Consider the following 24,414-nt stretch of genomic DNA (forward strand, 5'->3'; position numbering starts at 1 on the left):
GAAAACGAGACTATAACAGATGTCTTCGAAGAGATGGTAAAAAAATATCCTCAAAAGGATTTTATGGTTTATCCAGACCGGAATCTTCGTTTTAATTACAGTCAATTCAATGAGCGTGTGGATGACCTGGCAAAAGGTTTGCTTGCCCTGGGACTTAAAAAGGGAGATCACATAGGCATATGGGCACGTAATATTCCCGACTGGCTGACTTTCTTTTTTGCCGCTTCCAAGATCGGTGCAGTACTTGTAACTGTAAATACCGCATACCGAAGCCACGAACTTGCGTATGTGGTAAAACAGTCCGATATGAAAGCACTGGCTATAATTGATGGATTCAGGAATGTTGACTATGTTCAAACTGTATATGACATTGTGCCTGAACTCAAAACACAGCAAAGAGGCAATCTTAACAGCAAGGAATTCCCCGAACTGAATCATGTTATCTATATCGGACAGGAAAAACACAGGGGTATGTACAATACCCGTGAATTGCTTCTGCTTGGAAAACATGGTTCTGACGGCGAACTTGCAAAAATAAAGGCATCCACTACCGCTGATGATGTGGCCAACATGCAGTACACATCCGGTACAACCGGTTTCCCAAAAGGGGTAATGCTGACCCACAAAAATATCCTCAACAACGGTTATTACATCGGTGAAAAACAAAAATTCACAGATCAAGATCGCCTGTGCCTGCCTGTGCCCCTATTCCACTGTTTTGGGATTGTCCTCGGGGTACTTGCAGCGCTGAGCCATGGGGCAACGCTGGTGATGCTTGAAACATTTGATCCGCTCCTTGTACTTGCAGCGGTCCAGAAGGAGAAATGTACGGCCCTCTACGGCGTACCTACCATGTTCATTGCAGAACTCAACCATCCAATGTTCGACATGTTTGACCTGTCATCACTGCGTACAGGAATCATGGCTGGTTCACCGTGTCCCATCGAAACCATGAAGAAGGTCATTTCGGATATGCACTGTGATGAGATCACAATTGCTTACGGTCTCACGGAAGCCTCTCCGGTAATGACCCAGACCAGTACCGATGATACCATTGAAAGGAGAGTCAGTACCGTTGGTATAGCAATGCCACAAATAGAAGTTAAGGTCGTTGATCCGGATACAGGAGAAAAACTCGGCCCGGGACAGCAGGGCGAAATCTGCTGCCGTGGATACAATATAATGAAAGGTTACTACAAAATGCCTGAAAAGACAGCCGAAACAATCGATAAAGATGGATGGCTTCACAGCGGTGATCTGGGGACAATGGATGAATATGGATACTACAAGATAACCGGACGTATCAAGGATATGATCATTCGCGGCGGGGAAAATATCTACCCAAGAGAGATAGAAGAATTCCTGTACACCATAGACGGTGTCCGGGATGCACAGGTGATAGGTATCCCGGATGACAAATACGGTGAAATCGTGGGTGCTTTTGTAATGATTCAGGAAGGGTCTGACCTGAGCGAAGAAGACATACGTGATTACAGTATGCAGAAAATTGCAAAATATAAGGTTCCAAAACACGTCTTCATCGTGGATGAATACCCAATGACAGCAAGCGGTAAGATCCAGAAATTCAAGTTGCGCAAGATGGCGACTGAGTTACTGGAAAAGAAGCAGAAAGAAGAGCAAATTTAATTCTCGCTCTTTCTATTTTTACTCATAAAGCGATATATCATAATCCAGCGCCGTTGTTCTTTTAGCACATTCACTGCCATTATGTATCATTTCATCTATACTTCTTTTCAAATTGGCAGGATGCATGGCTCCAACATGTGTTTTTATGAGATTTCCATCGCAGAAGTAGAGAAATGTGGTAGTGCCCCGAATATTATATCTTGTTGCAATACCGGGATTTTCTCTGGGGTTAACCATCACAAAATTAACTGAATCCCCATACTGTTTTGAATACTCTCTGAAATGAGGTTCAATAGCCCTGCAATGAGAGGACATGTGGGCAGGAATGCCATAACAAGGGTCGGTTTTTCTCTCTGTGCAACAATATCCAGCAGTGTACTGTCGGTGGCAGAAGCTATTGATTGATTGATTCATCACTTAATTCTTTTGTATGAACAAAGATAAAGTTTTCTCAAACCTTCAGGCATCATCCCGGGAATTATAATGTTCTCAATTTTCTTTTTCTTTACGGAATTTGTGAAGCGCGATCTCAATGGTAGTACTTAGATCCTTTTCAGTAAAAGGCTTAAGTATATATCCATCCGGATCTGTTTCTTTAGCTTTTTTAAAAGTTACATCATCCGAATGGGCCGTAAGATAGACCACCGGAAGGGAAAATCTATCTCTGATTATTTTGGTTGCTTCGATACCATTCATGTCCCCTTTAAGCCTGATATCCATAAGCACCAAATCCGGGAATGTCCCTTCTACCTTAGTAATAGCATCCCTTCCTGTAGAGGCAACGCCTGAAACAATATAACCCAGATCTTTCAAACGGCGTTTTATTACCATTGCCACTATAGCTTCATCTTCTACAACCAGTATTCGTGATTTATTCAATATCACACCTCTTTTTCCCTAAAAGTAATCCTGAAACAGGTCCTGTAATCTGTAGTATCAAGTTCAATATCCCCATCGATCTGGCTTACAAGATTGGAAACAAGTTGTAAGCCCAGTGAGTCGGTATTTCTGAAGTCGATATCAGCCGGGAAGGCACCTCCCGAATCTTCAACCTTTAGTATGAATTGACCTGCATACTTAAAAAAGTCAATGTTAATAACTCCATTCTCACCCTCAATAAAAGCATGTTGCAAAGCATTTGAAGTCAATTCATTAATGATAATGCCCAGAGGTACGGCAGAATCCATATCCAGATATAGATTCTCGACATTAAGATGAATTTTGATAGTATCCTCGTCAACATTATAGGAATTGATGAGATGTTCAACAAGATCTTCGACATAATCCGATAAATTGAGACTGGTGAGGTTTTCTGAATGATACAGCTTTTCATGGATCAGGGCAATTGAACGTACTCTGTTCTCACTTTGCTTGAAGGCCTCCATAACTTCATCCGATTTAAAATTGAGAGATTCAAGGTAAAGAAGACCGGAAACGACCTGCAAATTATTTTTAATCCTGTGATGGATCTCCTTAATTCGAATCTTTTCCATCTTTTTCAAAGTCTCTTCGGCCTTTTTACGTTCATTGATATCCAGAATAATCCCCTGTAATTTATTTGATGAATTTGCAGAAAAACTACCAATAAAAGTTCTCTCCTCAACCCACTTGACCTCTCCGTCCCTTGTAATTATGCGATATTCATAATTAAATTCCTTATCGCCTCTGTTAACTGCTTCAAGGAGTTTTTGCTCAACATTTTCAAGATCTCCAGGCACTACTATATCCGCATAGGTAATATGACCATTTGTAAACTCATCCTGAGTATAACCAAACTGGGAAATGTTCCTGGATACAAATTCTACCGGCCAATTCTTCTGGGACTTCCACTTGAATACGACTACAGGGCTGCGGTTTACTACAGCTTCCATTTCTGCACGCAACCGGTTTGCGTCCTGCAAGCTATCAAGGACCTCATTGAGTCCTTCCGGAATCTTCTTGAAATCAATGTCTACATCAGTATTTGCCCTGATGTCAAGATCGCCTTTAAGAGCTGAATCCGAAATAGTCCTGAACTCATCCACAATCCCGTTTATCCGATTGGTAAAAGAGGCTGCAATAAGATATGCCATCAGTCCCATAAAAACGATGGAAAATGTATAGATCGTGAACAACATCGACCTTAAGGAAGCTACACCTGCAAATATTTCATCCTTCGGAACAGAAAGAAGAATTGAATAATTGCCCGTGGATATGGGTTCATAAAAGAGTATCACATCTTCCCCATTTGACGGGTCAATGATATCGACATGACCATTTTTGCCCTTTTCAATATCACTGGCAACCTCATGAAAGACGGGATTGTCAAAGTCCCTGAGCGTTTTGGAACTAATCCAATCCTTCCTTGTTGGATGGGAAACAATAATCCCCGTATTACTTACCATAAACAGATAACCGGTCTCAAACGCTTTGACACTACTAACCGTATTGTCTACGTAATCCAGACTTACATCCACCCCGCCTATACCTATGAATTCATCGTTCTCAATTATCGGAGAGACATAACTCACAAGAAATGCACCCTGATAATAATAGGGTTCGGTTAATTCATCCTGTTTTGTCCGTTTGGGCAACTGGTAATAATCTGATGTACTGTAATCAACAAGCGGCTCAACATCTACATCCCCCCCAATCCTGTTCCAGTAGGGAAGAAACCTGCCCGTTTTATCATGAGCGATGGTATTTATGTACCGTTCATCCTCTCCATCAAAAGCATCAGGCTCAAAGCCACTATAAGTTCCTATCAGCTGAGGATTATCCTCAAGTATACAGCGTATTACATCGCTGGCTTCCTCTCTTGTAGAAGAGTCATGAATAACGCCCATTGTGGTGGCTATATCCCTTGCAATGGCCATATTGGACTTCATATCTGCATTGAATTGATTGGCATAACTTTGTGCCATTTTAGAAGACTGGTCATAAGCAAGCTGTTCCTCCTGAAAAGTAACCGTTGATATGACTACTGAAGATGAAATAGACAGGATCAGAAAAACACTTACCACAATATACAGAACAAGTTTAAACCTGAGTGACAGGTCTTTCCATGCCAAATCACTCACTTCCATTTATGATTTCAGCCAGCATCTCAGAGGAAACAGGAACAGAAAGATCACAACAATAAACAAATAGTTGTGTCCCCCATTCAATTGAACCTTCAGTGAAACTTATTATGTCCCTGTGGTCATACATATGTGATTTATTGAAAAAACAGAAGTAAGTAAAATCGTCACCAATAGTTAATGAAGGAATGTAGTCGTTTTCCCGCAAAAGCCTGACATCAACATTTGACCGCTCGATCAATTTTTGCATATCTGAAGGCGATTGTGCCAGTATTCTCTCCATTACTGAACCCGTAAAAACCAATTCCAGATTCTTGCCTTGAGAAGAGAGGGAATTAAAAACTTCAACATGATCAGGATGGAAAAAAGAAATCAGAGATTTAATGTAGTTGGATTTAAGCATATTTGAATGCAACTGCGGCTGCAGATCATACATGTGGTCAAGATCGGGTTCAATGACTTCAACTGCACCCAACTGACCTATATTTTCCAGTAAATGACGGGGAATTACATCCATATCACGTGTTTCCCAGTAATATTCTTTGGAATCAAAAACATCAAGCATACATACAAGGGGTGACAGGTTTTCAACTATTAACCGCCCGGTAGTCGTAAGATCATAGATTCCCTCGTCATCTTTGGAGACAAGACCTTTTTCCCTTAGTTTTTTGATTTGAGGAAGAATGGAGGATGAGGTTACATTAAGGTGGTTTTTTACCTTTTTAATATCAGTGGGACCTTCAAGCAAGAGCAAAAGGAATCTTTCCCTCTTGTCGGAAAGAAATATAGTGTCAATAAGTTCCTCTGGAGCCATTCAATATCCCTCAAATTTCAATCTTTTCACAAAGAGAGCAATAATAGTCGAAAAGCTCCCCTCCCCATTTCAGGGCACTCTCATCAAAACTCATTATATCTTTATGATCATAACGGCCGTTTTTATCAAGAAAACTTATGTAAGTAAAACGATCTGAAGTGTCAAGGCCCGGGGGTCTGCAATTTTCCGGGAAAATATACACATGAATATGTGGAGCCCTTATAAGACGGGCCATTTTAGAATCACAGGACTGTTTCATTCTTTCAAAAACCGGTGGCGTCATGATCAAAGACATGCTCTCTGCATGTTCCATTAATTCACAATAAATATCAGGATATTCCGGTCGGTAAAAGGAGATTATCGATTTTATATTTTTGGACTTGAGCAGGTTTTCAGTGAATTCCCGGGGGATTTCAAATGTATGGTTTAAATCAGGTTCAATCAAAAGGTAATTCCCAAGTTCATACAGTCTGCGAAATAATTTTGGTGGTAGTTCACTTAAGTCATGTGCTTCCAGATAGGTATCATCATTGCTCACCATCTCTATCGTATTCAAAAGAGGAAGCATTTTCTCAACAATTAGTTCTCCGATGGTGGAAAGACAGTATTGTTCATTCTCTTCGACTATAAGGTACTTCTCTTTCAGTTTTTTAATCTGGGGCATCATCCCCCTGGAAGTCACATTCAGAGATGTCTTTATCTGATCGATGTTCCTGGGGCCTTCCATTAAAAGAAGCAAGAGATTCAATCTCTTATCGGAAAGCCAAACTGTATCACTTAGCGAAGAACCCATTATATCAGAATAGCTGTTGGAAGTGGATATTATTAATAGTTTCTGTATAAAAAAGGAAAAACAAGATCGGTATATGACACCGATCTTGATCAATGGTCTTAGAATACCAGACCCAGTTCTTCGAGTTTCTTCTTTGCACCGTCATAGACCTTGACGTATTCTTCAGTCGGTGTCACGGTTGCAACATCATAACATTCCTGGAAAGTCTTGCCTGCAGGTGCATTGGCATAATCGCCTTCATAGCTTGCTACAAGTTTGTCCAGAATCTGGTTGACAGTATTGATATCCATACCAGCGGTTGCACGTGCGACCTCACCCATCATACGGGCTTCCATACCGGTTGTCTTGTCAGTGATGACACCCTTGGCGGCTGCAACACCGGACAGGATCTCACGGCCGGATGCGGTATCTGTAATGGACTGGGCTGCAGCCTCAAGCAGGCACATCTCGGTGCATGGACCGGCACATGGATAGTACTGGTTACCGGACATAAGGTCGGTGAACTCGGAGATGGTGGCACATGTCCAACCTGCGATCATAAGGGTCTCACGAGTGTTGGTGGAACCCCAGCGGATGTGGACAGGACCATCAAGGTGCCAGCTGGCACTGCTCATGACCATGGAGTTGAGGTGAGTTGCGACATCGACAATGGCTGTTTCCTCTACACCGCCGGCGTAACCACCAAAGATGGGCATCTGTTCATCCATGATGATGTCGCTGTTACCCTTGTAGTGGGCAATGACAGCGATTGCGTCAAGATCGATCTTGAGTTCGTTCAGCTGGGAGACTTCGTGGCTGTCGTTGGAGTTCATACCACCGACACAGTCTGCACCGATGTTACCCTGTGCAGACAGGGAAGTCTCAGGGCCCTAAACAGCCATACCTGGACGACCTGCCATGGAAGCGGCGGTCCTGATCTGGCGGGTTTCGGATTTGGATGCAAGAACTTCGTAAGGACTGCCGGGGACAGGAGATTTGCCACGGGCAGAGGTCATTACACCGTTGACGATGGTGTCACATTCTTTCTCAAGAGCGTAACTCATGTGTACGGGCATGAAAACGTCTTCGGAGATTGGGGAACCGGTTGGACCACCCTGCACGATTGGCTTTCTCTTGTCGCCTACTTCACGTTTTCTCATGTAAACGGCGTCACGACCAGTACCAAGCTGGAATTCCCTGTGTGGATTGTTGATTGCATCCCAGATCTCGTCTTCTGTGTATTTGACGATACGATGGGTGTCTGTACACCAGATACCACATTCAAGAAGAAGTTCGAAACCGGCTTTGAACAGCCTTTCCATCTGATCCTTGTCGGTTGGAACGAATTCCTTACCAAAGTCAAGGTTGTATTTCTGCTTCAGTTCCATTGTCTTCATTGGAATGGTCATCAGGTCCCAGTCATCCTGGGTGCATTTCTCACCGGTCTGGGCACGGTCATAAAAATCATAGCAAGTTACGGATTTGGTAAATGTCATAAATTATCCTCCCGGTTTTATTTTTTCATTAATTCAAGAGCAACGTTGGCTGCCTCAGCTGCGTTTTCTGCTGTTGCGTCAGCACCGATTTCCTTAATCCAGGAATCTGTGACCGGAGCGCCACCGAACATTACTTTCACAGAGTCACGCAGACCTTCTTCTTCAAGCAGACGCATGACGTCTTTCTGACCGAGCATGGAAGTGGTCATAAGGGCAGAGCCGGAGAGCATAAGTTTCTCGCCTTTGTGGGCTGCTACTTCTTCAATGACCTTGTCGTTGGGTACGTCAACACCCATGTCGATAACAGTGAAACCGTTTGCACCGAGCATGGTTGCAACAAGCCTGTGACCGATGTCATGGATGTCTCCTTCCTGGACGAACTTGATGCAGGTTCCGACGGATTCTGAGGTCTCATCCTCTGCAAGGATCGGATCAAGAATTTCCATGGCGGCTTTCATTGCCTTGGCAGACATCATGATCTGTGGAAGGTAGACTTCGGCGGCTTCGAATTTGTCACCGATGATCTTCATACCGACAGACAGACCATCATTGATGATCTCAAAAGGAGTAAAACCTGCATCCAAGGCTTCCTGGACGAGGGGGCCAGCACCATTGATGTCCTGGTTGACAATCGCATCTCTGAGTTTATCATACATTTCCTGTTTTCCCATTAAATCACCTTATTTTTCATATTATAGATAACCGGCGCGTCGTTAAAAGAAACTATTTACCGGCTAACAACTACTAAGAATCTGATTATTTATTTTATATAAATGTTTTCATTATTGAACATAACTTTTTATACTTAAAAACGCAATCAAAGGACATGTCAAAAAAAGAAATGTATCCTATTAAAGAAAAGATGAGCATGGAAAGCCTGGAAAAAAGGATAAGATACATTGAATACCTTACAAAAGTTTTGACCAGATTGTACTTCATAAAATATCGATACAAAGGTTTTTCAGTGGAAGAATCTGCAAAAAAAACAGGCGTCACAAAAAGGATTGGCTACATATGGCAGAGAAGATGGAATCGTGATGGATATCCCGGATTATTCCCAAAATATGGGGGTGGCAGACCTTCAAAGCTCAGTGAAGAACAGAAATACGAACTGAAAAATATACTTCGGGAAAAAAAGAAATGGAAAACTTCTGATGTAAAGGCAATTATAAAAGAAAACTTTAATGTGGATTATTCATTAAAACAAGTAAAAGTGATAATTGATTCCTTATCCTGATAGTATACGAAGTTACGTGATATACAGATTAAAATTAATTAAAAACTAAGTGATGGCATTATTATCAAATTCAGAATCCAGAGTTCTTACTAAATGTTAAAGCCAAGCCGTAAAGAACATATCATAAACTACAAACAAAGTTTGGATTAAACCCATTAAAATCCTGTAAATTGTATTATATCTAACAGAGCAGGAAGTAAAGAAGGATAAAGTTTTAAAATATCTTTTCGCCTATTCCAAGGGCATATTCATAAAACCTGGATGAAAACAATGAAAATGGACCCACGCTGTACTTACTGCCTTCTTTCAAGAGTACACTACGAAGCAGAACTTGCAACAGACGACAAAGATAAAATTTACAGGGCGATTACAGAATGCATGGATGTAATGCGGAATACCTACAAGCCGGGTGTTGCTGCAGGAGTGGTATCAACAGCCGTACACAGAAAAGCCTATGAAATAATTGAAAACAACGATCCATATTATAACTTAAAGGAACTTAGCAACAGCACTGCACAAAAAGTATATCCTGCTGCTAAAGACCTTATCTATCAAAATGAACCATCCCTGAAAGAAGCATTCAGAAGAGCGATACTTGCAGCGGTCATAGGAAATTATTTTGATTTTGGTGTCATGGGTTTTGATGTTGGAGAGGATGTTTTTGATGAGACATTCATGAACGTCTTTTACAAAGGACTTGACGTTGACGATACATCCGAAATGTTCAAAATGCTTGATAACGTGGTTTATGTAGCGGACAATTGCGGCGAAATTATTCTTGATACATTTGTTTTTGACCTCATCAAAAAGACAGGAGGAAATATAACACTTGTCGTTCGGGGAGAACCAATATTAACCGATGTAACTATGGCAGACGTCAGGCAGCTCAATCTGGAAGATAAAGTAGACAGGGTTTTGACTACAGGATGTAATGCAATTGGAGTTGCTTTTGATGAGGCACCGCAAGAATTACTGGAAGCCTTTGACAAAGCAAGTCTTATTATCAGCAAAGGTATGGCAAATTACGAAACACTTTCAGAAAGGAAAATGGGCCCCATTGCCTACCTGCTGCAGACAAAATGCGAAAGTGTTGCCCAAGACATGGGTCTTGAGAAGGGTTATTCGGTTGCCAAACTCATGAGGTGAGTTTATATGTGTGAACTAAAAGCAGTTCTGGAAAGTGGAGAAGGAAATAGAGACATTATTATAGAATCGGCTACACGCGTGGTTGTGGAAGGAGACGAAATTGAACTTACAGGCATATTCGGTGAAAAAGAAAATGTGCAGGGTTCGATAAAGGAAATCAATTTCTCAAAGGGAGAACTTATAATACTCGGAAATGATTAAATATCAAAATCGGGGGATAGTAACAAATCCCTTTAACTGCAGATATAGCCGACATTACAGGGAGGTACATAAAATGACAGTCAAAGTTGCAATTAACGGTTACGGAACTATCGGAAAGAGAGTTGCAGACGCTGTAAGCGTCCAGGACGACATGGAAATTATTGGTGTGGCAAAAACCCGCCCTAATTTTGAAGCTTTTATGGCAAAGAAAAAGGGATTTGATGTATTTGCACCTGAAGATAGAATAAGGGGAATGGAAGAGGCAAACCTTGAGGTTGAAGGTTCCATTGACGATATGATTGAAAGAGCAGATGTCGTTGTAGACTGTACCCCCGGTGGAATTGGTGAAAAGAACAAACCAATTTATGAAAAAGCAGGCGTCAAAGCTATCTGGCAGGGTGGGGAAGACCACGAACTTGCAGGTTGTTCATTCAATGCACAAAGCAATTATGAAGAAGCACTCGGAAGGGATTTTGTGCGAGTGGTTTCCTGTAATACGACTGGACTCTGCAGGGTCATCAAACCTCTTGATGACGAGTTTGGAGTGAACAAAGCAAGAGTAACCCTTATGAGAAGGGCTGCGGATCCCGGAGATATCAAGAAAGGACCAATCAATGCTATTGTTCCCAATCCCATAAAGCTACCTTCCCACCATGGCCCGGATGTCAAAACCGTCCTCCCAGGCATCGATATCGCTACTACAGCTGTGAAACTTCCTACAACCCTTATGCACCTGCACACTGTCAACATGGAACTAAATAGCGAATGTACGGCAGAAGAAATAGAAGATTTACTGGCCAAACAATCACGTGTGCGCTTTGTTGGACAGGGTATCACATCCACGGCCGAGGTCATGGAATTGGCTCGTGACATGAACCGCCCAAGATGTGACATGTGGGAAAACTGTGTGTGGAACGAATCCATCACGATATATGAAGGAGAACTCTACTTCTTCCAGGGAATTCACCAGGAATCAGATGTAATTCCCGAAAATGTCGATGCAATAAGGGCTATGATGGAAATTGAAAAGGACGGAACAAAATCCGTAGCAAAAACTAACAAAGCAATGGGTATCTAATACCCATCTTTTTTATGCAATCGATACAAAGTCTTCTTGAAGTTTGCAATCATGCTTCAAAAGAGGCTAACAAGTCCATTAAAGACCTTGTCGGAAAAAGAAAAGCATACAAATTTGTCTATATGGGAGCAGACGGGACCCGTACAAGGCTGATCGATGACAGGGCTGAAAAGGCAATTTTTGAAGTGTTAAAAAGTTATGGCAATTGTCGCATCCTCAGCGAAGAGTATGGGGAATACATTCCTGATAAAAAGCCTGAAATCACTTTTGTAATTGACCCTCTTGACGGCACATATAATGCAGCCCATGGAATCCCGTTTTATTCAACTTCCATTGCTGTTGGCAATGCAGACCTTTCTTCTATCTACTTTGGATATGTCAAAAATCTCTGCACGGGTGATATATACCATGCATATAAGGGAAAAGGCGCATATCTAAATGGAAAACCGATAAATACATCCAACCGAAAACTGTTAAAAAATTTCAGTGTCAGCCTTTATGGTTACCATAATAATGTAGAAGATACCCTGGAGCTTTCCAGAAAAGTAAGAAGGGTTCGAATACTGGGAAGTGTGGCCCTGGAACTGTGCTATGTTGCCTGCGGCAAACTTGATGCTTTTGTAGATATCAGGAATTCACTGAGACTCATTGATGTTGCCGCAGGAAAACTTATCCTTGAGGAAACAAATGGAAAAGTAACCAACGGAAAAGGTACAGAGTTATACCTTCAGGACAGTGTTGTAAACAGGCTTTCCTTGATAGCATCAAACGGACATGCCCACAGGGACATACTTAATTTTGTGGGGAGAAAAGATGAAAGTAAATAAAATCGGTATAATCTCCAAATATGATAGCCCAAAAGCCCTGAAAATGGTTGAGACTATTGTGAAAAGGTTCACTTCACAAATCCAAATTGTGCTGGACGAAGAATCTTTTGATATGCTAAATCTTCCTGAAACAGAACGACTGCCTGTGGAAAAAATGGAAAAAGCAGGTGTCAACCTGATAATTTCAATTGGAGGAGACGGGACAGTTCTGCGCAGCATATCCAGGATGGATGATCCACTGCCACTTATGGGAATTAACATGGGCATGCTGGGTTTCCTTGTAGATGTGATGCCTGATGAGGCAATTCCTACAATCGAGAAAGTACTGGAAGGATTCGAATACACCGAACGTTGTCGTATTGCAGTCAACCTTAACGGAAAAGAATTACCCTGTGCCACCAATGAAGTTGTACTGACCACAGCCAGACCTGCCAAAATACTGACATTTCGGGTGACTGTTGACGAATGTATGATAGAAGAATTCAGATCAGACGGAGTAGTAATCGCAACCCCCACAGGTTCCACAGCCTATGCTATGAGTGCAGGGGGACCTATTCTGGACCCCAGGGTCAATGCTACCCTTATAGTCCCTCTCGCACCCTTCAAACTTTCAGCCCGGCCCTGGGTGGTACCTTCTGACAGACCCATAAAGGTCGAAATAACTATTCCGGAAAAGGAAGCTGCTGTTGTTATTGATGGACAGCATACTTACACAATGAAAAAAGAAGATGCCATTCATCTTACAAAAGCAAAAAATCCTGCTCGTTTTGTAGTGACTGAACGTAGTGGTTTCTATGAAAAAGTACAGTCAAAACTTCGATGATACAAACACATATCTTTAAATATAAAAGTAAAGATAGGACCGGAAAGCGATAACATGGCTCCAAATAAAGAGTATTCCAGAAATGAAATGATGGATTTTATTGATATCGAACCTCTTGACATAGAGATATGTGATGTTACCCTCAGGGACGGCGAACAAACCCCTGGTGTTGCATTTACCAAAGAAGAAAAAATTGACCTGGCAAATGAACTGGATGCAATTGGTGTCGAGGTTATTGAAGCCGGATTCCCTGTCGTTTCTTCTTCTGAAAAAGAAACAGTTAAGGAAATTAGCAATATGGGCCTGAATGCAAAAACGTGTTGCCTGGCCCGATCCATCATAGGGGATGTGGATGTTGCTATTGATTGTGATGTTGATATAGTAAGCATATTTATAGCTCTTTCAGACCTTCACTTAAAACACAAATACCACCGCTCCTGCAGCGATGTACTTAGTTGCTCGATGGAAGCAGTAGAGTATGCAAAAGACCATGGACTCCAAGTAAGGTTTGCCGCAGAGGATGCCACTCGTACACCCATACCCACCCTGCAACACGCATTCCAGGAAGCGGAAAAATACAATGTTGATTATGTGAGCATCGCTGATACCATCGGAATATTAAATCCTTCTACTACCAAATACCTGGTTGAAAAGGTAAAAGAAAAGGTACATACACCCATATGCATTCACTGTCACAATGATATCGGACTTGCCACTGCAAATACTTTAGCAGCAGCCGAAGCAGGGGCAAAGCAACTTCATACCACCGTAAACGGTATCGGAGAAAGAGCGGGAAACGCTCCTCTTGAAGAAATACTTGTAGCCCTTCGTGTCCAGTACGGAATCGAAAACTACGATATCACACATCTTAACGGCCTTGCAAGGAAAGTTGAAGATTATTCCGGCCTGACGACCCCCGTAAATAAAGCTATTGTGGGCAAACATGCCTTCACGCATGAATCCGGGATACACGTGATGGCAATCCTGGAAGAGCCGCGGACTTACGAACTCTTTTCCCCGGAGATGGTTGGCGGGGTCCGAAACCTCATAGTAGGTAAGCATACAGGCTTGAAGGCCTTAAAAGGGATAATTAAGGACATGAGAATTTCCCTTGAACACGAAGAATTATGTGCATTAATGGAAAAAGTAAAGAATTGTACAGAAATCAAACGTGGAATCTCAAGACCACGTCTGGAAGAAATGATCGATGATATTAGGTCCTGTAAAAGAGATGATGAATAATTCAAGACATCTCTTCTTCAGGTATCGAAACCTCTCCTGTATTCAAAATTACAACATAGTCAGAAGAATTTCTAAGGGCAGTTGAAAATCCAGGTTCTACACCAAAGATTATAGTTTCTTTGCCGTGTTCATTTGCTTTATTTAACAAGGGTTTAAAGTCGGCATCCCTTGTCACAAGTGCAAGAGTATCAATATTGGGGTTATGAACAAGATCCATTCCCTCAACAGCAAGCCTTACATCCACATCGCTTGAACAAATAACAGGTTCAAAACCATTGTTTTCCACGGCTTCTACAAGTTTATTAGAAGCATATTGATTCAGGAAAACACGTCCTATCTTGACATTACCGTACTCTTTCAATACATCCCTTATTTCTTCTAAATTTACATCAAATTCCTTTCTCAGGACATTGGGACCATCTACAAGAAGTCCAATACTCCTTCGTCCCACTTCCTTTTTAGTACTCAGGTATTTGACTATGGAACTAAATCCGGTTTTTACATTCTGCATATTGCCTCTTATTGCAGGTATAAACATTATAATAACACATACATGCAACCATAGTATCAGCAACAATCAACCATAATTACAAATAATGACTATAATAACAACTAAGGACCTGCAAACCTTATAATCTTTCAGCAAGCAACCATTCATTTACATTCTTTTTGGAATATGAATCGTCCACAAGTACGAAATAGTTTTTGTACCTCCTTCCTTCTTTCTTTCTCCTGTACCTAATCTCTCCCCTGTATAAGAGAAATTTGTTGAAAATATCCTCAAATTGCATTCTTTCGTCATTTGTCAACTCAATGATAGATTGACCATCACGGTACCAGTTATACACCCTTAAAACAAATACTTCTCTTATTCTTTTTAATCCTTCGGCCTGTTCAAAAGCTTCAAAGTATAAAGTCTTTCTAATTTCAGGTGACCAAGCTGCAATCTTTTTTTCCATATCGATTAACTGTACAGGAATTTCTTCCCCTTCACGGGGCTTGGGATATAGCAAAGAAAGATGCTTGGTGGAGCCCAATATCACCACCGCCTGTAAAAAGAACCCCGGGAAACTTTTAGGTTCTTCTTAAGTCTGCGCCCCACAATGATACCGACAAAAACTCCGCTCAAGTGGGCTGCATGAGCTATCATATCCCCGGAAATATTCACGTACATGAAAAATAAGTCCACAATCACAAAAAGTATTAGGGCAGATTTGATAGTCATCGGGAAGAAAAAAACATACACTGGCAAATTTGGTTCAAGAACTGCAAGAGTTGCAAAAACACCCATTATTGCCCCACTGGCTCCGACCATGGGGTAACTAGTAGAGGTCGTTGCAATGAAACCCAAAGCTGCAACTACCCCGGAAATGAAATACAGGTAGATAAACATTGAATTGCCAATGCGCCTCTCCAGTATCCTGCCAAAGAAATAGAGAACAAGCATGTTGAAGAACAGGTGACCAAGACTTGCATGGAGAAACATATGAGAAATCAAAGTCCAGGGCCGTGATAGGATATTACCCGGTTCAAGCTGGAATAAAGTGTAATAAGGCTGGCCCAGCAGGAGCTCCAGGAAAAAGGAAAATATACATATAATTATTATGGCCATCGAAGGGCTAGCATAAAAGGAGCGTTTAGTCCTGTTAAATGCACTCCCAGCCGCACCCTTTGCAGCATTTTTGGTGGCTTCTTTTAAAAAATCCTTCACAATTTTATCTGAACCGGAAGTACTGCGGTCTCTACTACCACCACTTCCTGCTGCACCTTGTGGAGAGTGGAAACGTGTTCCATCGTCCAATCCTTCACATCCGTGTCTTTCAGGAAGGCGGTGGTCAGAACAGAAGGTTTTGCCACAATAGCGGCAGTTATACATCACAGGCTCTTTCTTACCGCATATCCAGCATTGATTATCCAAAATATCCTCCTACCTAAACACATATGCAAAAGTAAATAAATCTATTTCCATAATCAGAAAGCAGTTTGAATTAACGCCGCAAACAAATAAAAAGATTTGTCTATTATAATCATGATAAATACCAGAAAGACTTATATATTGGATACACAATAGTTATGTCACAGTCGATTAACTGTATAAATTATTACGAAATGATTTATTTGTAACACTCCCTTTTGTCACCATACATTTATGACAATGGGATACCCAGGAGGACATACACAGATGAGTGAACTAAAAACAGGGACTTTCTCTATCAGTGATCTGGAAAATGTCCAGATCAATATCGGCAGCATTGTAGGTGCTATCGAAAAAACCGCCGCTGAAGAAGGAGAAGTCGGACCCACTGTAAAACCCAATATCTCCGGCCTGAGGGATTGGGACTACAAACTTTTTGAAAGATATAATGCAGTCTACACACCAATGTGTGACCAGTGCTGCTACTGTACATTCGGTACCTGTGACCTTACCGGGAACAAGGAAGGTGCATGTGGTATCAATATGGAAGGCCATAACGCCAGGGAGTTCATGCTGCGTGTGATCACAGGAGCATCAGCCCACTCCGGTCATGGAAGACACCTGCTTCATCACCTGATAGACAAATACGGGGCAGATTACCCGCTTAAAGTTGGGCAAACAAATATAATTGCTCCCAATGTCCAGATGGTAACAGGTAAAAAACCTGAAACCCTCGGCGACCTTGAAGACGCCTTGAGTTATGTCGAGGAACAGCTCGTCCAGCTTCTTGCATGTGTCCATATGGGGCAGGAAGGAGAAGCAATCGACTTCGAATCCAAGGCAATGCATGGTGGTATGCTCGATCATGTGGGAATGGAAGTCTCCGATATCGCTCAGGTTTCCTGTCTGGAAATGCCAAAAGCGGATGAAGAATCACCATTGTCCGAAATTGGTATGGGAACCATCGACTCCGAAAAACCTGTCCTGCTTGTAATCGGCCATAACGTTGCCGGAGTAACCGACATTATTGACTATATGGAAGATAATGACCTGACCGAAAATATGGAACTTTGTGGTCTGTGTTGTACCGCCCTGGACATGACAAGATACAGAACCGAAGGAGGAGACGTTCCAAAGGCCAAGGTTGTCGGAACCCTTGCCAAGGAACTCAAGATGATACGCTCCGGTGTTCCTGATGTTATTGTTGTTGATGAGCAGTGTGTACGCGCCGACGTGCTAAGGGAAGCACGGGAACTGATGATGCCTGTCATCACAACCAATGACAAGATTATGTATGGACTGCCTGACAGGTCCGAAGATGATGTTGAAGATATCATAGATGATCTCAAATCCGGCAGGGATGACGGTGCCCTAATCCTTGACTTTGAAAAACTTGGTGAAGTTGCCCCCAGACTTGCACAGGAAATGTCAAAAATACGCAAGGAAAAAGGTGTTGTATCCCTACCTACTGAAGAAGAGTTCAACGAACTTACCTCCAGATGTGTACATTGTCTTGCATGTGAACTCGAATGCCCGACAAACCTGCCAATCAGCGATGCCATGAACGCCGCTGAAGAAGGTGATCTAAGACCTTTCGAAATACTTCATGATAAATGTGTAGCCTGTGGCAGATGTGAACAGGCGTGTCCAAAGGATATACCTGTACTCAATGTAATTGAAAAAGCATCCCAGAGAGTAATCCGCGAAGAAAAGGGCAAGGTTCGCGTAGGACGTGGCCAGATCAGTGACCCCGAAATCCGTGAGGAAGGTGTCAACCTTGTTATGGGTACCACACCAGGCATCATTGCAATGGTCGGATGTTCAAACTATCCAGATGGAACAAAAGACCTGTATAGGATAGCAGACGAGATGCTGCGCCGTAATTACATCGTCCTGATGTCCGGGTGTTCTGCAATGGATCTTGGTATGTACCAGAATGAAGACGGAGAAACACTTTACGAAAAATATCCGGCAAGGTTCCAGAAAGGAAACCTTATCAACGTGGGCTCATGTGTTTCCAACTCCCACATTACAGCTGCTGCCATAAAGGTTGCCGCGATATTTGCACAGCGTAATATCACGGGTAATTATGAAGAAATCGCCGATTATATTCTCAACCGTGTTGGGGCTGTTGGTGTTGCATGGGGTGCATATTCCCAGAAAGCATCTTCAATTGGAACCGGCTGTAACAGGTTGGGAATACCAGTTGTTCTCGGACCACACGGTTCAAAATACCGCAGGGCACTCATAGGCAAACCCTATGAGGAAGATAAATGGAAGGTTCTGGATGCAAGAAACGGGGAAACAATGGATATCCCGGCAGCTCCGGAGTTCTTGCTGACAACCGCAGAAACCATTGAGGAAATGATGCCTATGCTTGCAAAGAACTGTATCCGTCCAAGTGATAACAATATGGGCAGAATGATCAAACTTACGCATTACATCGAACTCAGCGAAAAATACCTCGGAATAATCCCTGATGACTGGTATAAGTTTGTCAGAAGTGAAACCGATCTGCCACTTGCAAGACGTGAAGAATTGCTGAAGAAACTTGAACAAGAGCTGGGATGGGAAATAGACTGGAACAAAAAGAAGATTTTGTCTGGACCCACCAGTAAATTGGATGTTTCGGCCCAACCCACCAACGTGAAAAGATTGTGCAAGGAGGCTTAAAAAATGGCTGATGTTTCAAAAAACCTGAAGGTCTATACAACATATGGGCCTAAAACTGCCAAGGGTACAAAACCCTCAATTGTAGCAAAGATGATCGAAAAAGCTAAAAGGCCTCTCTTTGTTGTTGGTTCTGAGGTTTTGGAAGAAGAACTCCTTGCCCGTGCAAAAGCAATAGCAAAGAAAGGTATACCTGTAGCTGCTACCGGGCATTCCATAAAGGGATTTATCGATGAAGACGGAGTGGATGCAAAATACATCAACATCCATTTCCTCGGTACTTTTCTTTGTGACCCAAAGTGGGCCGGATTGGATGATAACGGATGTTATGATCTGATAATCCTGCTTGGACATAAAAAATATTATATTAATCAGGTCCTTTCAGGGCTGAAGAATTTTTCAGACCTGAAAACAATTAACATAGGAAGACATTATACCCAGAATGCTACCCTGTCTTTTGGTAATATTACACCTGAAGTACATCTGGAAGCACTGGACGAACTTATTGATAACCTTTGAATTTTAAAGAGGGAGGATATTAAGAATGGCTGAAGATTTTCCTTTTGAAATTTCTCCAATGTTTGAAGGAGAAAGAATCAGAAAAAATGATATGTATGTGGAACTTTCAGGTCCCAAATCCATTGGTTTTGAACTTGTAAAGGCAGCTGAGATGGATGACGTGGTAGACGGCAAGTTTAACATGATCGGTCCGGACGTCCAAGATATGGAAGAGGGAGGAAGATACCCCTTTGCCATGATATACAAGATTGCCGGGGAACTCGTGGAAGAAGACCTTGAATCCATTGTGGAAAGAAGGAACCACGATTTCCAGAATTACATACAGGGGCTTATGCACCTGAACCAGCGTTATGATGTGTGGGTTCGTTTAAGCAAAGAGGCTGTGGAAAAAGGGGTCACCTCCTTTGAATCCATTGCACAGGCAATAATGATGCTTTTCAAGAACGAACTCCCTTTCATAGAGAAGGTGGAAGCAACCTATATCACGGACAAGGACGAGATTGAAAAACTCATGGACGAGGCAAAAGCCAAGTACAAGGCCAGGGATGACAGAACACGCAACCTCCATGATGAGGATGTCGATACTTTCTATGGATGTACCCTCTGTCAGTCCTTTGCACCATCCAATGTCTGTGTGATAACCCCGGACAGGATATCTCTATGTGGTGCTATCAACTGGTTTGACGGAAGAGCAGCTGCCAAAGTAGACCCCGAAGGACCACAGTTTGCGATACCAAAAGGTGATGTAATCGATGACGAGTCGGGTGAATATACCGGTGTTAACGAGACTGCAAAATCCCTTTCAAGCGGGGAATATGACCGGATAAAACTACACTCATTCTTTGACTATCCACATACATCCTGTGGATGTTTCGAAGTTGTAGGGTTCTATATACCCGAGGTTGACGGTATCGGATGGGTAGACAGGGACTTCACAGGAGCCGCACCAAACGGACTCCCATTCTCCACAATGGCCGGCCAGACAGGAGGAGGTAAACAGATAAGCGGATTTTTGGGAATTGGTATAAATTATTTCCGTTCTCCCAAGTTCATCCAATCTGACGGCGGATGGGAACGCGTGGTCTGGATGCCCAAACATCTCAAGGACCGTGTAGCTGATGATATCCCGGATGATATAGCAGACAAGATCGCAACTGAAGAGGATGTATCGGATCTGGAAACCCTCAGGAACTTCCTGAAGGAAAAGAAACATCCAATTGTCAATAGATGGGAAAAGGAAGAAGAGGAAGAGGCTGCAGAGGAAGAGGAGACTCCACAACAAACCGCTCCCGCCATGCAGATGCCTGCCTCCATGCCAATGAATATGCCAGCCATGCCAAGTTCTGGAAGTGGCGGTGTAAAGGTTATTCTCAAAAATGCAAAGGTATCTGTTGATAAGATAATCATTAAGAACAACGAGTAATACAGAGGTATCTCTGTGACAAAAATCATTGCGATTACAGGTAAAGGCGGCACCGGGAAGACAGCTATAACGACTCTTCTCATGCGCCAACTGACAAAAAGTGAGAAGGTTATCCTGGCAATCGATGCTGATCCGGATACCAACCTCCCGGAAACCCTGGGATGTGAAGCAGACCGTACCATCGGTGACATCAAGGAATACATGATGAATGAACGGGACAACATGCCACCCGATATCAACAAGGAATCGATATTCGAATCCAAGATATACGAGACACTCAATGAGTTACCTGACTATGACCTGCTGGTTATGGGAAGACCCGAAGGATCAGGTTGTTACTGCTATGTTAACAATCTGCTGCGTGGAATCATGGACCGCCTGACCGAAAACTATGACGTAGTTATCATGGACATGGAAGCAGGTCTTGAACATTTCAGCAGGAAGACCATCAGGAATATCGATGATCTTCTTGTGGTTACCGATGGTTCCCGAAGAGGAATGAGGACTGCCGAAAGAATCAGTGAACTTGTCCATGAGCTGGAAACAGATGTGCGTAATATCCATGTGGTCGCAAACAAAGTCACAGAAGACAATAAAGAACAGATCCAGAAAACTGCGAATGAACTTGGCCTGAAATTAATAGGCCTTGTTCCAACGGATGAAAAGATCGCAGAGAGAGATCTCGCAGGGGAAGCTCTCTATGATCTTCCAGAAGATTCAAAAGCCGTTATCGAAGTTGAAAGAATCGCAGCAAAACTTGGATTGCAATAAATAACCGGATGGTGGAAGTGGAATGTCAGATAAACTCAAACTTTCAGAACTTAACAGTATCTTAAAAGACCTCGATGTGGAATCCCTGGAAGGGGTTACTATCGAAGGTGACATAGAACTTGATATACAGGGAGGTGGGGGAATGAACCCGGCGATGGCTTATGCCCTTGGCCATGAAGCCGCCCAGATCTCCCTTCATGTGGCAAACATCGCCAGAATGCTGGGCTATCCTGTAGACCAGCTCTTTGCACAGTGTCTTGGAACCGGAGGAGAAACTGCGGCATTACAGACAGAACCTACAATAGAGGAACTGTTGCAGGCTAAATTCGATGTTGCCAGAAGTAGCGAATGGAACACACCTATCGGGGAAGTAACCCTTGGTGCAACTTCCGCAGATGGAGGAAGCCGAGACCACACCATAACCCTGGGTGGTGAAAAGGCAATGCCATTCTATTTCGATGCAGAAATGCCCAACCGTAATTATGTCACAATGGATGTTTTTGACATGCCTATCTCAATGGCAAAATCTGTCAAATCCAATTATGAAGACGTTATGGGAGACCCGGCAGAATGGGCAAAAAAGGTTGTCAATGAGTATAATGCAGATATGGTTACAATTCACCTGATTTCTACAGACCCTCTTATCAATGATACTTCCCCAAAGGAGGCTGCAAAGGTAGTAGAGGATGTATTACAGGCAGTTGATGTGCCTATCGTAATCGGTGGTTCAGGAAATCCACAGAAAGATCCTGAAGTACTTGAAAAAGCCGCAGAGGTTGCCCAAGGAGAACGTGCCCTGCTTGCATCCGCAAGTCTTAACCTGGATTATGAAAGAGTGGCAAAGGCGGCAACAGATAACGGTCATGCAGTCCTCTCCTGGACCCAGCTTGAGATCAATGCACAGAAGGAACTCAACCGTAAGCTCATGAAGCAGTGTAATGTCCCACGTGACAGCATTGTGATGGATCCGACAACAGCAGCCCTGGGATACGGTCTTGACTATGCTTACAGTAACATGGAAAGGATTAGATTGTCCGCCCTTATGGGTGACGATGAACTAAACTTCCCGATGTCCTCCGGTACCACCAATGCCTGGGGTGCACGTGAATCCTGGATGAAAGAATCACCCCTTAAGGAAGATTCTGACTGGGGACCCAGAGAATATAGGGGACCCATTTGGGAGATTGTTACTGGACTTTCCCTTGCCCTTGCAGGCAATGACATGTTCATGATGATGCACCCAACATCCGTACAGGTGCTCAAAGAGATTACACAAACTCTCTATGGCAATATTGAAGCAAAGACTCCCGACATCACCAACTGGATCACTGCGGAGGTATAAAATGAAGATTAATAGCCCCCTTGATGCTTACAAATACCTGCCGGGAACAAACTGTGGCAGGTGTGGTGAAGATACATGTATGGCCTTTGCCTCACACCTTATAGACCGTTCCAAAAGTGCCAAAGACTGTCTTCCCATGATCGAGGAAGATAAGTATGCCAAAAAGCTCGAGGAACTGGAAAAACTGCTTGCCCCGGAAATCAGGGAAGTTACCATTGGCACTGGTGAAAAATCAGTCAACATTGGCGGAGATGATGTTCTATTCCGTCATAAATTGACCTTTTTCAACAAGACAGCCTATGCATACGATGTCACCGACACCATGGATGATAAGGAACTTGAGGAAAGGATCAATACCATCCAGACTTTCAAGAAATTCTATGTGGGAGAATTCCTGACCCTTGATATGGTAGCGGTACGTTGTGTATCCGGCAAACCCGAAACTTTTGCTAGCACCGTGAAAAAGGTGATCGGACTCACAGAATTACCACTTATACTCTGTTCTTTTGATCCGGCAGTATTAAAAGCCGCTCTGGAAGTAGCAGCAGACAAAAAGCCACTAATGTATGCGGCCAACCAGGAGAACTGGAAAGAAGTTGCTGGCCTTGCAAAGGAATACGAGGTGCCTGTAACCCTGTTCGCACCGAATGACCTGGACCTGCTCAAGTCAATGGCAAAGACATTTGCAGAAATGGGAATAGAAGACCTTGTACTTGATCCGGGAACATTCCCTACAGGCAAGGAACTGAAGACAACGTTCGAGAATTTCCTGAAGATCAGAAGAGCAGGTATCGATGGAGATGGCGAAATCGCCTATCCGATAATGGCCGTTCCCCTGACTGCATGGATGGCCTACGATGACGATGTCAGTGCATCCTACTGGGAAACCGTGGTAGCCTCCGTACTCACTGTGAAATACGGCGACATAATGATCATGCACAGCATTGAGCCTTATGCACTGCTGCCGGAGATGCACCTGAGAGATACCATTTACACAGATCCAAGAAAACCTGTAACTGTGGATCCGGGTGTATGGGAAGTCGGTTCACCTACTGCCGATTCACCAATTATAGTGACCACCAATTTCGCTCTCACTTACTACACCGTTGAAAGTGATATTTCTTCCAACAAGATAGATTGCTACATCGTGGTGGCAGATACCGAGGGTATAGGCGTAGAGGCTGCTGTTGCCGGTGGACAGCTGACCGCAGACAAGATCAAGAAGACCTTGGAAAATGCCAAGTTTGACCTGAAGGAAAAGACAAACTACAACACCGTCATTCTGCCCGGCCTGTCCGCACGCCTGCAGGGTGATGTCGAGGACAAGGTGGGTTCAAAAGTGCTTATTGGACCTGCAGACTCCGGCAGACTTCCTGGATGGCTGGAGAAAAACTGGCCACCGCAGGATAAATAAATCAACCAGCATCCGCTT

The 24,414-nt window shown here is 43.0% G+C and carries 24 protein-coding genes and 1 pseudogene; 15 read left to right on the plus strand and 10 right to left on the minus strand.

Annotated features, from left to right (window positions below; all coding sequences use genetic code 11):
* Window positions 1-33: 33 nt before the first annotated feature.
* Window positions 34-1,647, plus strand: a complete 1,614-nt coding sequence (locus MMAH_RS05735) for an AMP-binding protein (protein WP_216579809.1) — start codon at window positions 34-36, stop codon at window positions 1,645-1,647.
* 18 nt (window positions 1,648-1,665) lie between these two features.
* Here MMAH_RS05735 and MMAH_RS05740 read toward each other — a convergent pair whose 3' ends face one another.
* Window positions 1,666-1,962, minus strand: coding sequence for a thioredoxin family protein (locus MMAH_RS05740; RefSeq protein ID WP_048902153.1), 297 nt, complete (start codon window positions 1,960-1,962; stop codon window positions 1,666-1,668).
* Between MMAH_RS05740 and MMAH_RS10770 the strand changes: the two genes are divergently transcribed.
* Window positions 1,930-2,052 carry a hypothetical protein gene (locus MMAH_RS10770; protein WP_281033919.1) on the plus strand — a complete coding sequence of 41 codons (123 nt, stop codon included), beginning with the start codon at window positions 1,930-1,932 and terminating at the stop codon, window positions 2,050-2,052. The genes MMAH_RS05740 and MMAH_RS10770 overlap by 33 nt on opposite strands.
* A gap of 84 nt (window positions 2,053-2,136) precedes the next feature.
* Here MMAH_RS10770 and MMAH_RS05745 read toward each other — a convergent pair whose 3' ends face one another.
* From MMAH_RS05745 to MMAH_RS05775, 6 genes and pseudogenes are all read right to left on the minus strand, one after another.
* Entirely contained in the window at window positions 2,137-2,526 is a 390-nt protein-coding gene (locus tag MMAH_RS05745) for a response regulator (RefSeq protein WP_013037599.1), read from the minus strand.
* A gap of 2 nt (window positions 2,527-2,528) precedes the next feature.
* Window positions 2,529-4,712 carry a histidine kinase dimerization/phosphoacceptor domain -containing protein gene (locus MMAH_RS05750; RefSeq protein WP_013037600.1) on the minus strand — a complete coding sequence of 728 codons (2,184 nt, stop codon included), beginning with the start codon at window positions 4,710-4,712 and terminating at the stop codon, window positions 2,529-2,531.
* Window positions 4,699-5,520 carry a helix-turn-helix transcriptional regulator gene (locus MMAH_RS05755; RefSeq protein WP_013037601.1) on the minus strand — a complete coding sequence of 274 codons (822 nt, stop codon included), beginning with the start codon at window positions 5,518-5,520 and terminating at the stop codon, window positions 4,699-4,701. Before MMAH_RS05755 ends, MMAH_RS05750 begins: the two co-directional genes overlap by 14 nt.
* A 10-nt stretch (window positions 5,521-5,530) precedes the next feature.
* The gene (locus MMAH_RS05760) at window positions 5,531-6,259 is read right to left on the minus strand and encodes a helix-turn-helix transcriptional regulator (RefSeq protein ID WP_245526199.1); all 729 of its coding nucleotides are present in this window, start codon (window positions 6,257-6,259) and stop codon (window positions 5,531-5,533) included.
* Window positions 6,260-6,411: 152 nt separating this feature from the next.
* A pseudogene (locus MMAH_RS10350) lies at window positions 6,412-7,788 on the minus strand (monomethylamine:corrinoid methyltransferase).
* A 17-nt stretch (window positions 7,789-7,805) separates the two neighbouring features.
* Entirely contained in the window at window positions 7,806-8,459 is a 654-nt protein-coding gene (locus MMAH_RS05775; protein ID WP_013037586.1) for a methyltransferase cognate corrinoid protein, read from the minus strand.
* A 155-nt stretch (window positions 8,460-8,614) separates the two neighbouring features.
* On the opposite strand from MMAH_RS05775, the gene MMAH_RS05780 reads away from it, so the two are divergent.
* The 7 genes from MMAH_RS05780 (at window position 8,615) to MMAH_RS05810 (ending at window position 14,342) form a co-directional block, all read left to right on the plus strand.
* Window positions 8,615-9,025 carry a helix-turn-helix domain-containing protein gene (locus MMAH_RS05780; protein WP_013037603.1) on the plus strand — a complete coding sequence of 137 codons (411 nt, stop codon included), beginning with the start codon at window positions 8,615-8,617 and terminating at the stop codon, window positions 9,023-9,025.
* Between the two features lie 270 nt (window positions 9,026-9,295).
* The gene (locus MMAH_RS05785) at window positions 9,296-10,171 is read left to right on the plus strand and encodes a damage-control phosphatase ARMT1 family protein (protein WP_013037604.1); all 876 of its coding nucleotides are present in this window, start codon (window positions 9,296-9,298) and stop codon (window positions 10,169-10,171) included.
* A gap of 6 nt (window positions 10,172-10,177) precedes the next feature.
* A complete protein-coding gene (locus MMAH_RS05790; RefSeq protein ID WP_013037605.1) occupies window positions 10,178-10,372 on the plus strand; it encodes a CooT family nickel-binding protein in 195 nt (64 codons plus the stop codon).
* 73 nt (window positions 10,373-10,445) lie between these two features.
* Window positions 10,446-11,450: a type II glyceraldehyde-3-phosphate dehydrogenase gene (locus tag MMAH_RS05795; RefSeq protein WP_013037606.1), complete on the plus strand. Its 1,005-nt coding sequence runs from the start codon at window positions 10,446-10,448 to the stop codon at window positions 11,448-11,450.
* 14 nt (window positions 11,451-11,464) lie between these two features.
* Entirely contained in the window at window positions 11,465-12,277 is an 813-nt protein-coding gene (locus MMAH_RS05800; protein WP_013037607.1) for a bifunctional fructose-bisphosphatase/inositol-phosphate phosphatase, read from the plus strand.
* Complete coding sequence (locus MMAH_RS05805; RefSeq protein WP_013037608.1) at window positions 12,264-13,100, plus strand: NAD(+)/NADH kinase; 837 nt, start codon at window positions 12,264-12,266, stop codon at window positions 13,098-13,100. Before MMAH_RS05800 ends, MMAH_RS05805 begins: the two co-directional genes overlap by 14 nt.
* Before the next feature lie 54 nt (window positions 13,101-13,154).
* Entirely contained in the window at window positions 13,155-14,342 is a 1,188-nt protein-coding gene (locus MMAH_RS05810; RefSeq protein WP_013037609.1) for a homocitrate synthase family protein, read from the plus strand.
* Window position 14,343: 1 nt separating this feature from the next.
* Here MMAH_RS05810 and MMAH_RS05815 read toward each other — a convergent pair whose 3' ends face one another.
* The 3 genes from MMAH_RS05815 to MMAH_RS05825 form a co-directional block, all read right to left on the minus strand.
* Entirely contained in the window at window positions 14,344-14,853 is a 510-nt protein-coding gene (locus MMAH_RS05815) for a TIGR00288 family NYN domain-containing protein (RefSeq protein WP_013037610.1), read from the minus strand.
* A 118-nt stretch (window positions 14,854-14,971) separates the two neighbouring features.
* Window positions 14,972-15,355, minus strand: a complete 384-nt coding sequence (locus MMAH_RS05820) for a hypothetical protein (protein WP_245526200.1) — start codon at window positions 15,353-15,355, stop codon at window positions 14,972-14,974.
* Between the two features lie 26 nt (window positions 15,356-15,381).
* On the minus strand, window positions 15,382-16,260 hold the full coding sequence (locus MMAH_RS05825) for a rhomboid family intramembrane serine protease (protein WP_013037612.1): 879 nt from the start codon (window positions 16,258-16,260) through the stop codon (window positions 15,382-15,384).
* A gap of 264 nt (window positions 16,261-16,524) precedes the next feature.
* On the opposite strand from MMAH_RS05825, the gene cdhA reads away from it, so the two are divergent.
* The 6 genes from cdhA to acsC are packed head-to-tail and all read left to right on the plus strand — an operon-like array spanning window position 16,525 to window position 24,396.
* Window positions 16,525-18,930 (plus strand): CO dehydrogenase/acetyl-CoA synthase complex subunit alpha, encoded by a 2,406-nt coding sequence (gene cdhA / locus MMAH_RS05830; protein WP_013037613.1) that lies wholly within the window; start codon window positions 16,525-16,527, stop codon window positions 18,928-18,930.
* 3 nt (window positions 18,931-18,933) lie between these two features.
* Complete coding sequence (cdhB, locus tag MMAH_RS05835; RefSeq protein WP_013037614.1) at window positions 18,934-19,446, plus strand: CO dehydrogenase/acetyl-CoA synthase complex subunit epsilon; 513 nt, start codon at window positions 18,934-18,936, stop codon at window positions 19,444-19,446.
* A gap of 25 nt (window positions 19,447-19,471) precedes the next feature.
* Window positions 19,472-20,869: a CO dehydrogenase/CO-methylating acetyl-CoA synthase complex subunit beta gene (cdhC, locus tag MMAH_RS05840; protein ID WP_013037615.1), complete on the plus strand. Its 1,398-nt coding sequence runs from the start codon at window positions 19,472-19,474 to the stop codon at window positions 20,867-20,869.
* Window positions 20,870-20,884: 15 nt separating this feature from the next.
* Window positions 20,885-21,640 carry an ATP-binding protein gene (locus tag MMAH_RS05845; protein ID WP_013037616.1) on the plus strand — a complete coding sequence of 252 codons (756 nt, stop codon included), beginning with the start codon at window positions 20,885-20,887 and terminating at the stop codon, window positions 21,638-21,640.
* A 22-nt stretch (window positions 21,641-21,662) separates the two neighbouring features.
* Window positions 21,663-22,982: a CO dehydrogenase/acetyl-CoA synthase subunit delta gene (gene cdhD / locus MMAH_RS05850; protein WP_013037617.1), complete on the plus strand. Its 1,320-nt coding sequence runs from the start codon at window positions 21,663-21,665 to the stop codon at window positions 22,980-22,982.
* A gap of 1 nt (window position 22,983) precedes the next feature.
* Window positions 22,984-24,396 carry an acetyl-CoA decarbonylase/synthase complex subunit gamma gene (gene acsC, locus MMAH_RS05855; RefSeq protein WP_013037618.1) on the plus strand — a complete coding sequence of 471 codons (1,413 nt, stop codon included), beginning with the start codon at window positions 22,984-22,986 and terminating at the stop codon, window positions 24,394-24,396.
* Window positions 24,397-24,414 lie beyond the last annotated feature (18 nt).

Source organism: Methanohalophilus mahii DSM 5219, assembly GCF_000025865.1.
GTDB classification, from domain to species: Archaea; Halobacteriota; Methanosarcinia; order Methanosarcinales; family Methanosarcinaceae; genus Methanohalophilus; species Methanohalophilus mahii.

What these genes read in the sequence shown, in the direction of transcription:
- MMAH_RS05735 (WP_216579809.1), top strand. Translation starts at nt 34, where the DNA reads ATGGTAAAAAAATATCCTCAAAAGGATTTTATGGTTTATCCAGACCGG.
- MMAH_RS10770 (WP_281033919.1), top strand. Translation starts at nt 1,930, where the DNA reads ATGAGGTTCAATAGCCCTGCAATGAGAGGACATGTGGGCAGGAATGCC.
- MMAH_RS05740 (WP_048902153.1), bottom strand. Translation starts at nt 1,962, where the DNA reads ATGTCCTCTCATTGCAGGGCTATTGAACCTCATTTCAGAGAGTATTCA.
- MMAH_RS05750 (WP_013037600.1), bottom strand. Translation starts at nt 4,712, where the DNA reads ATGGAAGTGAGTGATTTGGCATGGAAAGACCTGTCACTCAGGTTTAAA.
- MMAH_RS05755 (WP_013037601.1), bottom strand. Translation starts at nt 5,520, where the DNA reads ATGGCTCCAGAGGAACTTATTGACACTATATTTCTTTCCGACAAGAGG.
- MMAH_RS05775 (WP_013037586.1), bottom strand. Translation starts at nt 8,459, where the DNA reads ATGGGAAAACAGGAAATGTATGATAAACTCAGAGATGCGATTGTCAAC.
- MMAH_RS05780 (WP_013037603.1), top strand. Translation starts at nt 8,615, where the DNA reads ATGTCAAAAAAAGAAATGTATCCTATTAAAGAAAAGATGAGCATGGAA.
- MMAH_RS05785 (WP_013037604.1), top strand. Translation starts at nt 9,296, where the DNA reads ATGAAAATGGACCCACGCTGTACTTACTGCCTTCTTTCAAGAGTACAC.
- MMAH_RS05790 (WP_013037605.1), top strand. Translation starts at nt 10,178, where the DNA reads ATGTGTGAACTAAAAGCAGTTCTGGAAAGTGGAGAAGGAAATAGAGAC.
- MMAH_RS05795 (WP_013037606.1), top strand. Translation starts at nt 10,446, where the DNA reads ATGACAGTCAAAGTTGCAATTAACGGTTACGGAACTATCGGAAAGAGA.
- MMAH_RS05800 (WP_013037607.1), top strand. Translation starts at nt 11,465, where the DNA reads ATGCAATCGATACAAAGTCTTCTTGAAGTTTGCAATCATGCTTCAAAA.
- MMAH_RS05805 (WP_013037608.1), top strand. Translation starts at nt 12,264, where the DNA reads ATGAAAGTAAATAAAATCGGTATAATCTCCAAATATGATAGCCCAAAA.
- MMAH_RS05810 (WP_013037609.1), top strand. Translation starts at nt 13,155, where the DNA reads ATGGCTCCAAATAAAGAGTATTCCAGAAATGAAATGATGGATTTTATT.
- MMAH_RS05815 (WP_013037610.1), bottom strand. Translation starts at nt 14,853, where the DNA reads ATGCAGAATGTAAAAACCGGATTTAGTTCCATAGTCAAATACCTGAGT.
- cdhA (WP_013037613.1), top strand. Translation starts at nt 16,525, where the DNA reads ATGAGTGAACTAAAAACAGGGACTTTCTCTATCAGTGATCTGGAAAAT.
- cdhB (WP_013037614.1), top strand. Translation starts at nt 18,934, where the DNA reads ATGGCTGATGTTTCAAAAAACCTGAAGGTCTATACAACATATGGGCCT.
- cdhC (WP_013037615.1), top strand. Translation starts at nt 19,472, where the DNA reads ATGGCTGAAGATTTTCCTTTTGAAATTTCTCCAATGTTTGAAGGAGAA.
- cdhD (WP_013037617.1), top strand. Translation starts at nt 21,663, where the DNA reads ATGTCAGATAAACTCAAACTTTCAGAACTTAACAGTATCTTAAAAGAC.
- acsC (WP_013037618.1), top strand. Translation starts at nt 22,984, where the DNA reads ATGAAGATTAATAGCCCCCTTGATGCTTACAAATACCTGCCGGGAACA.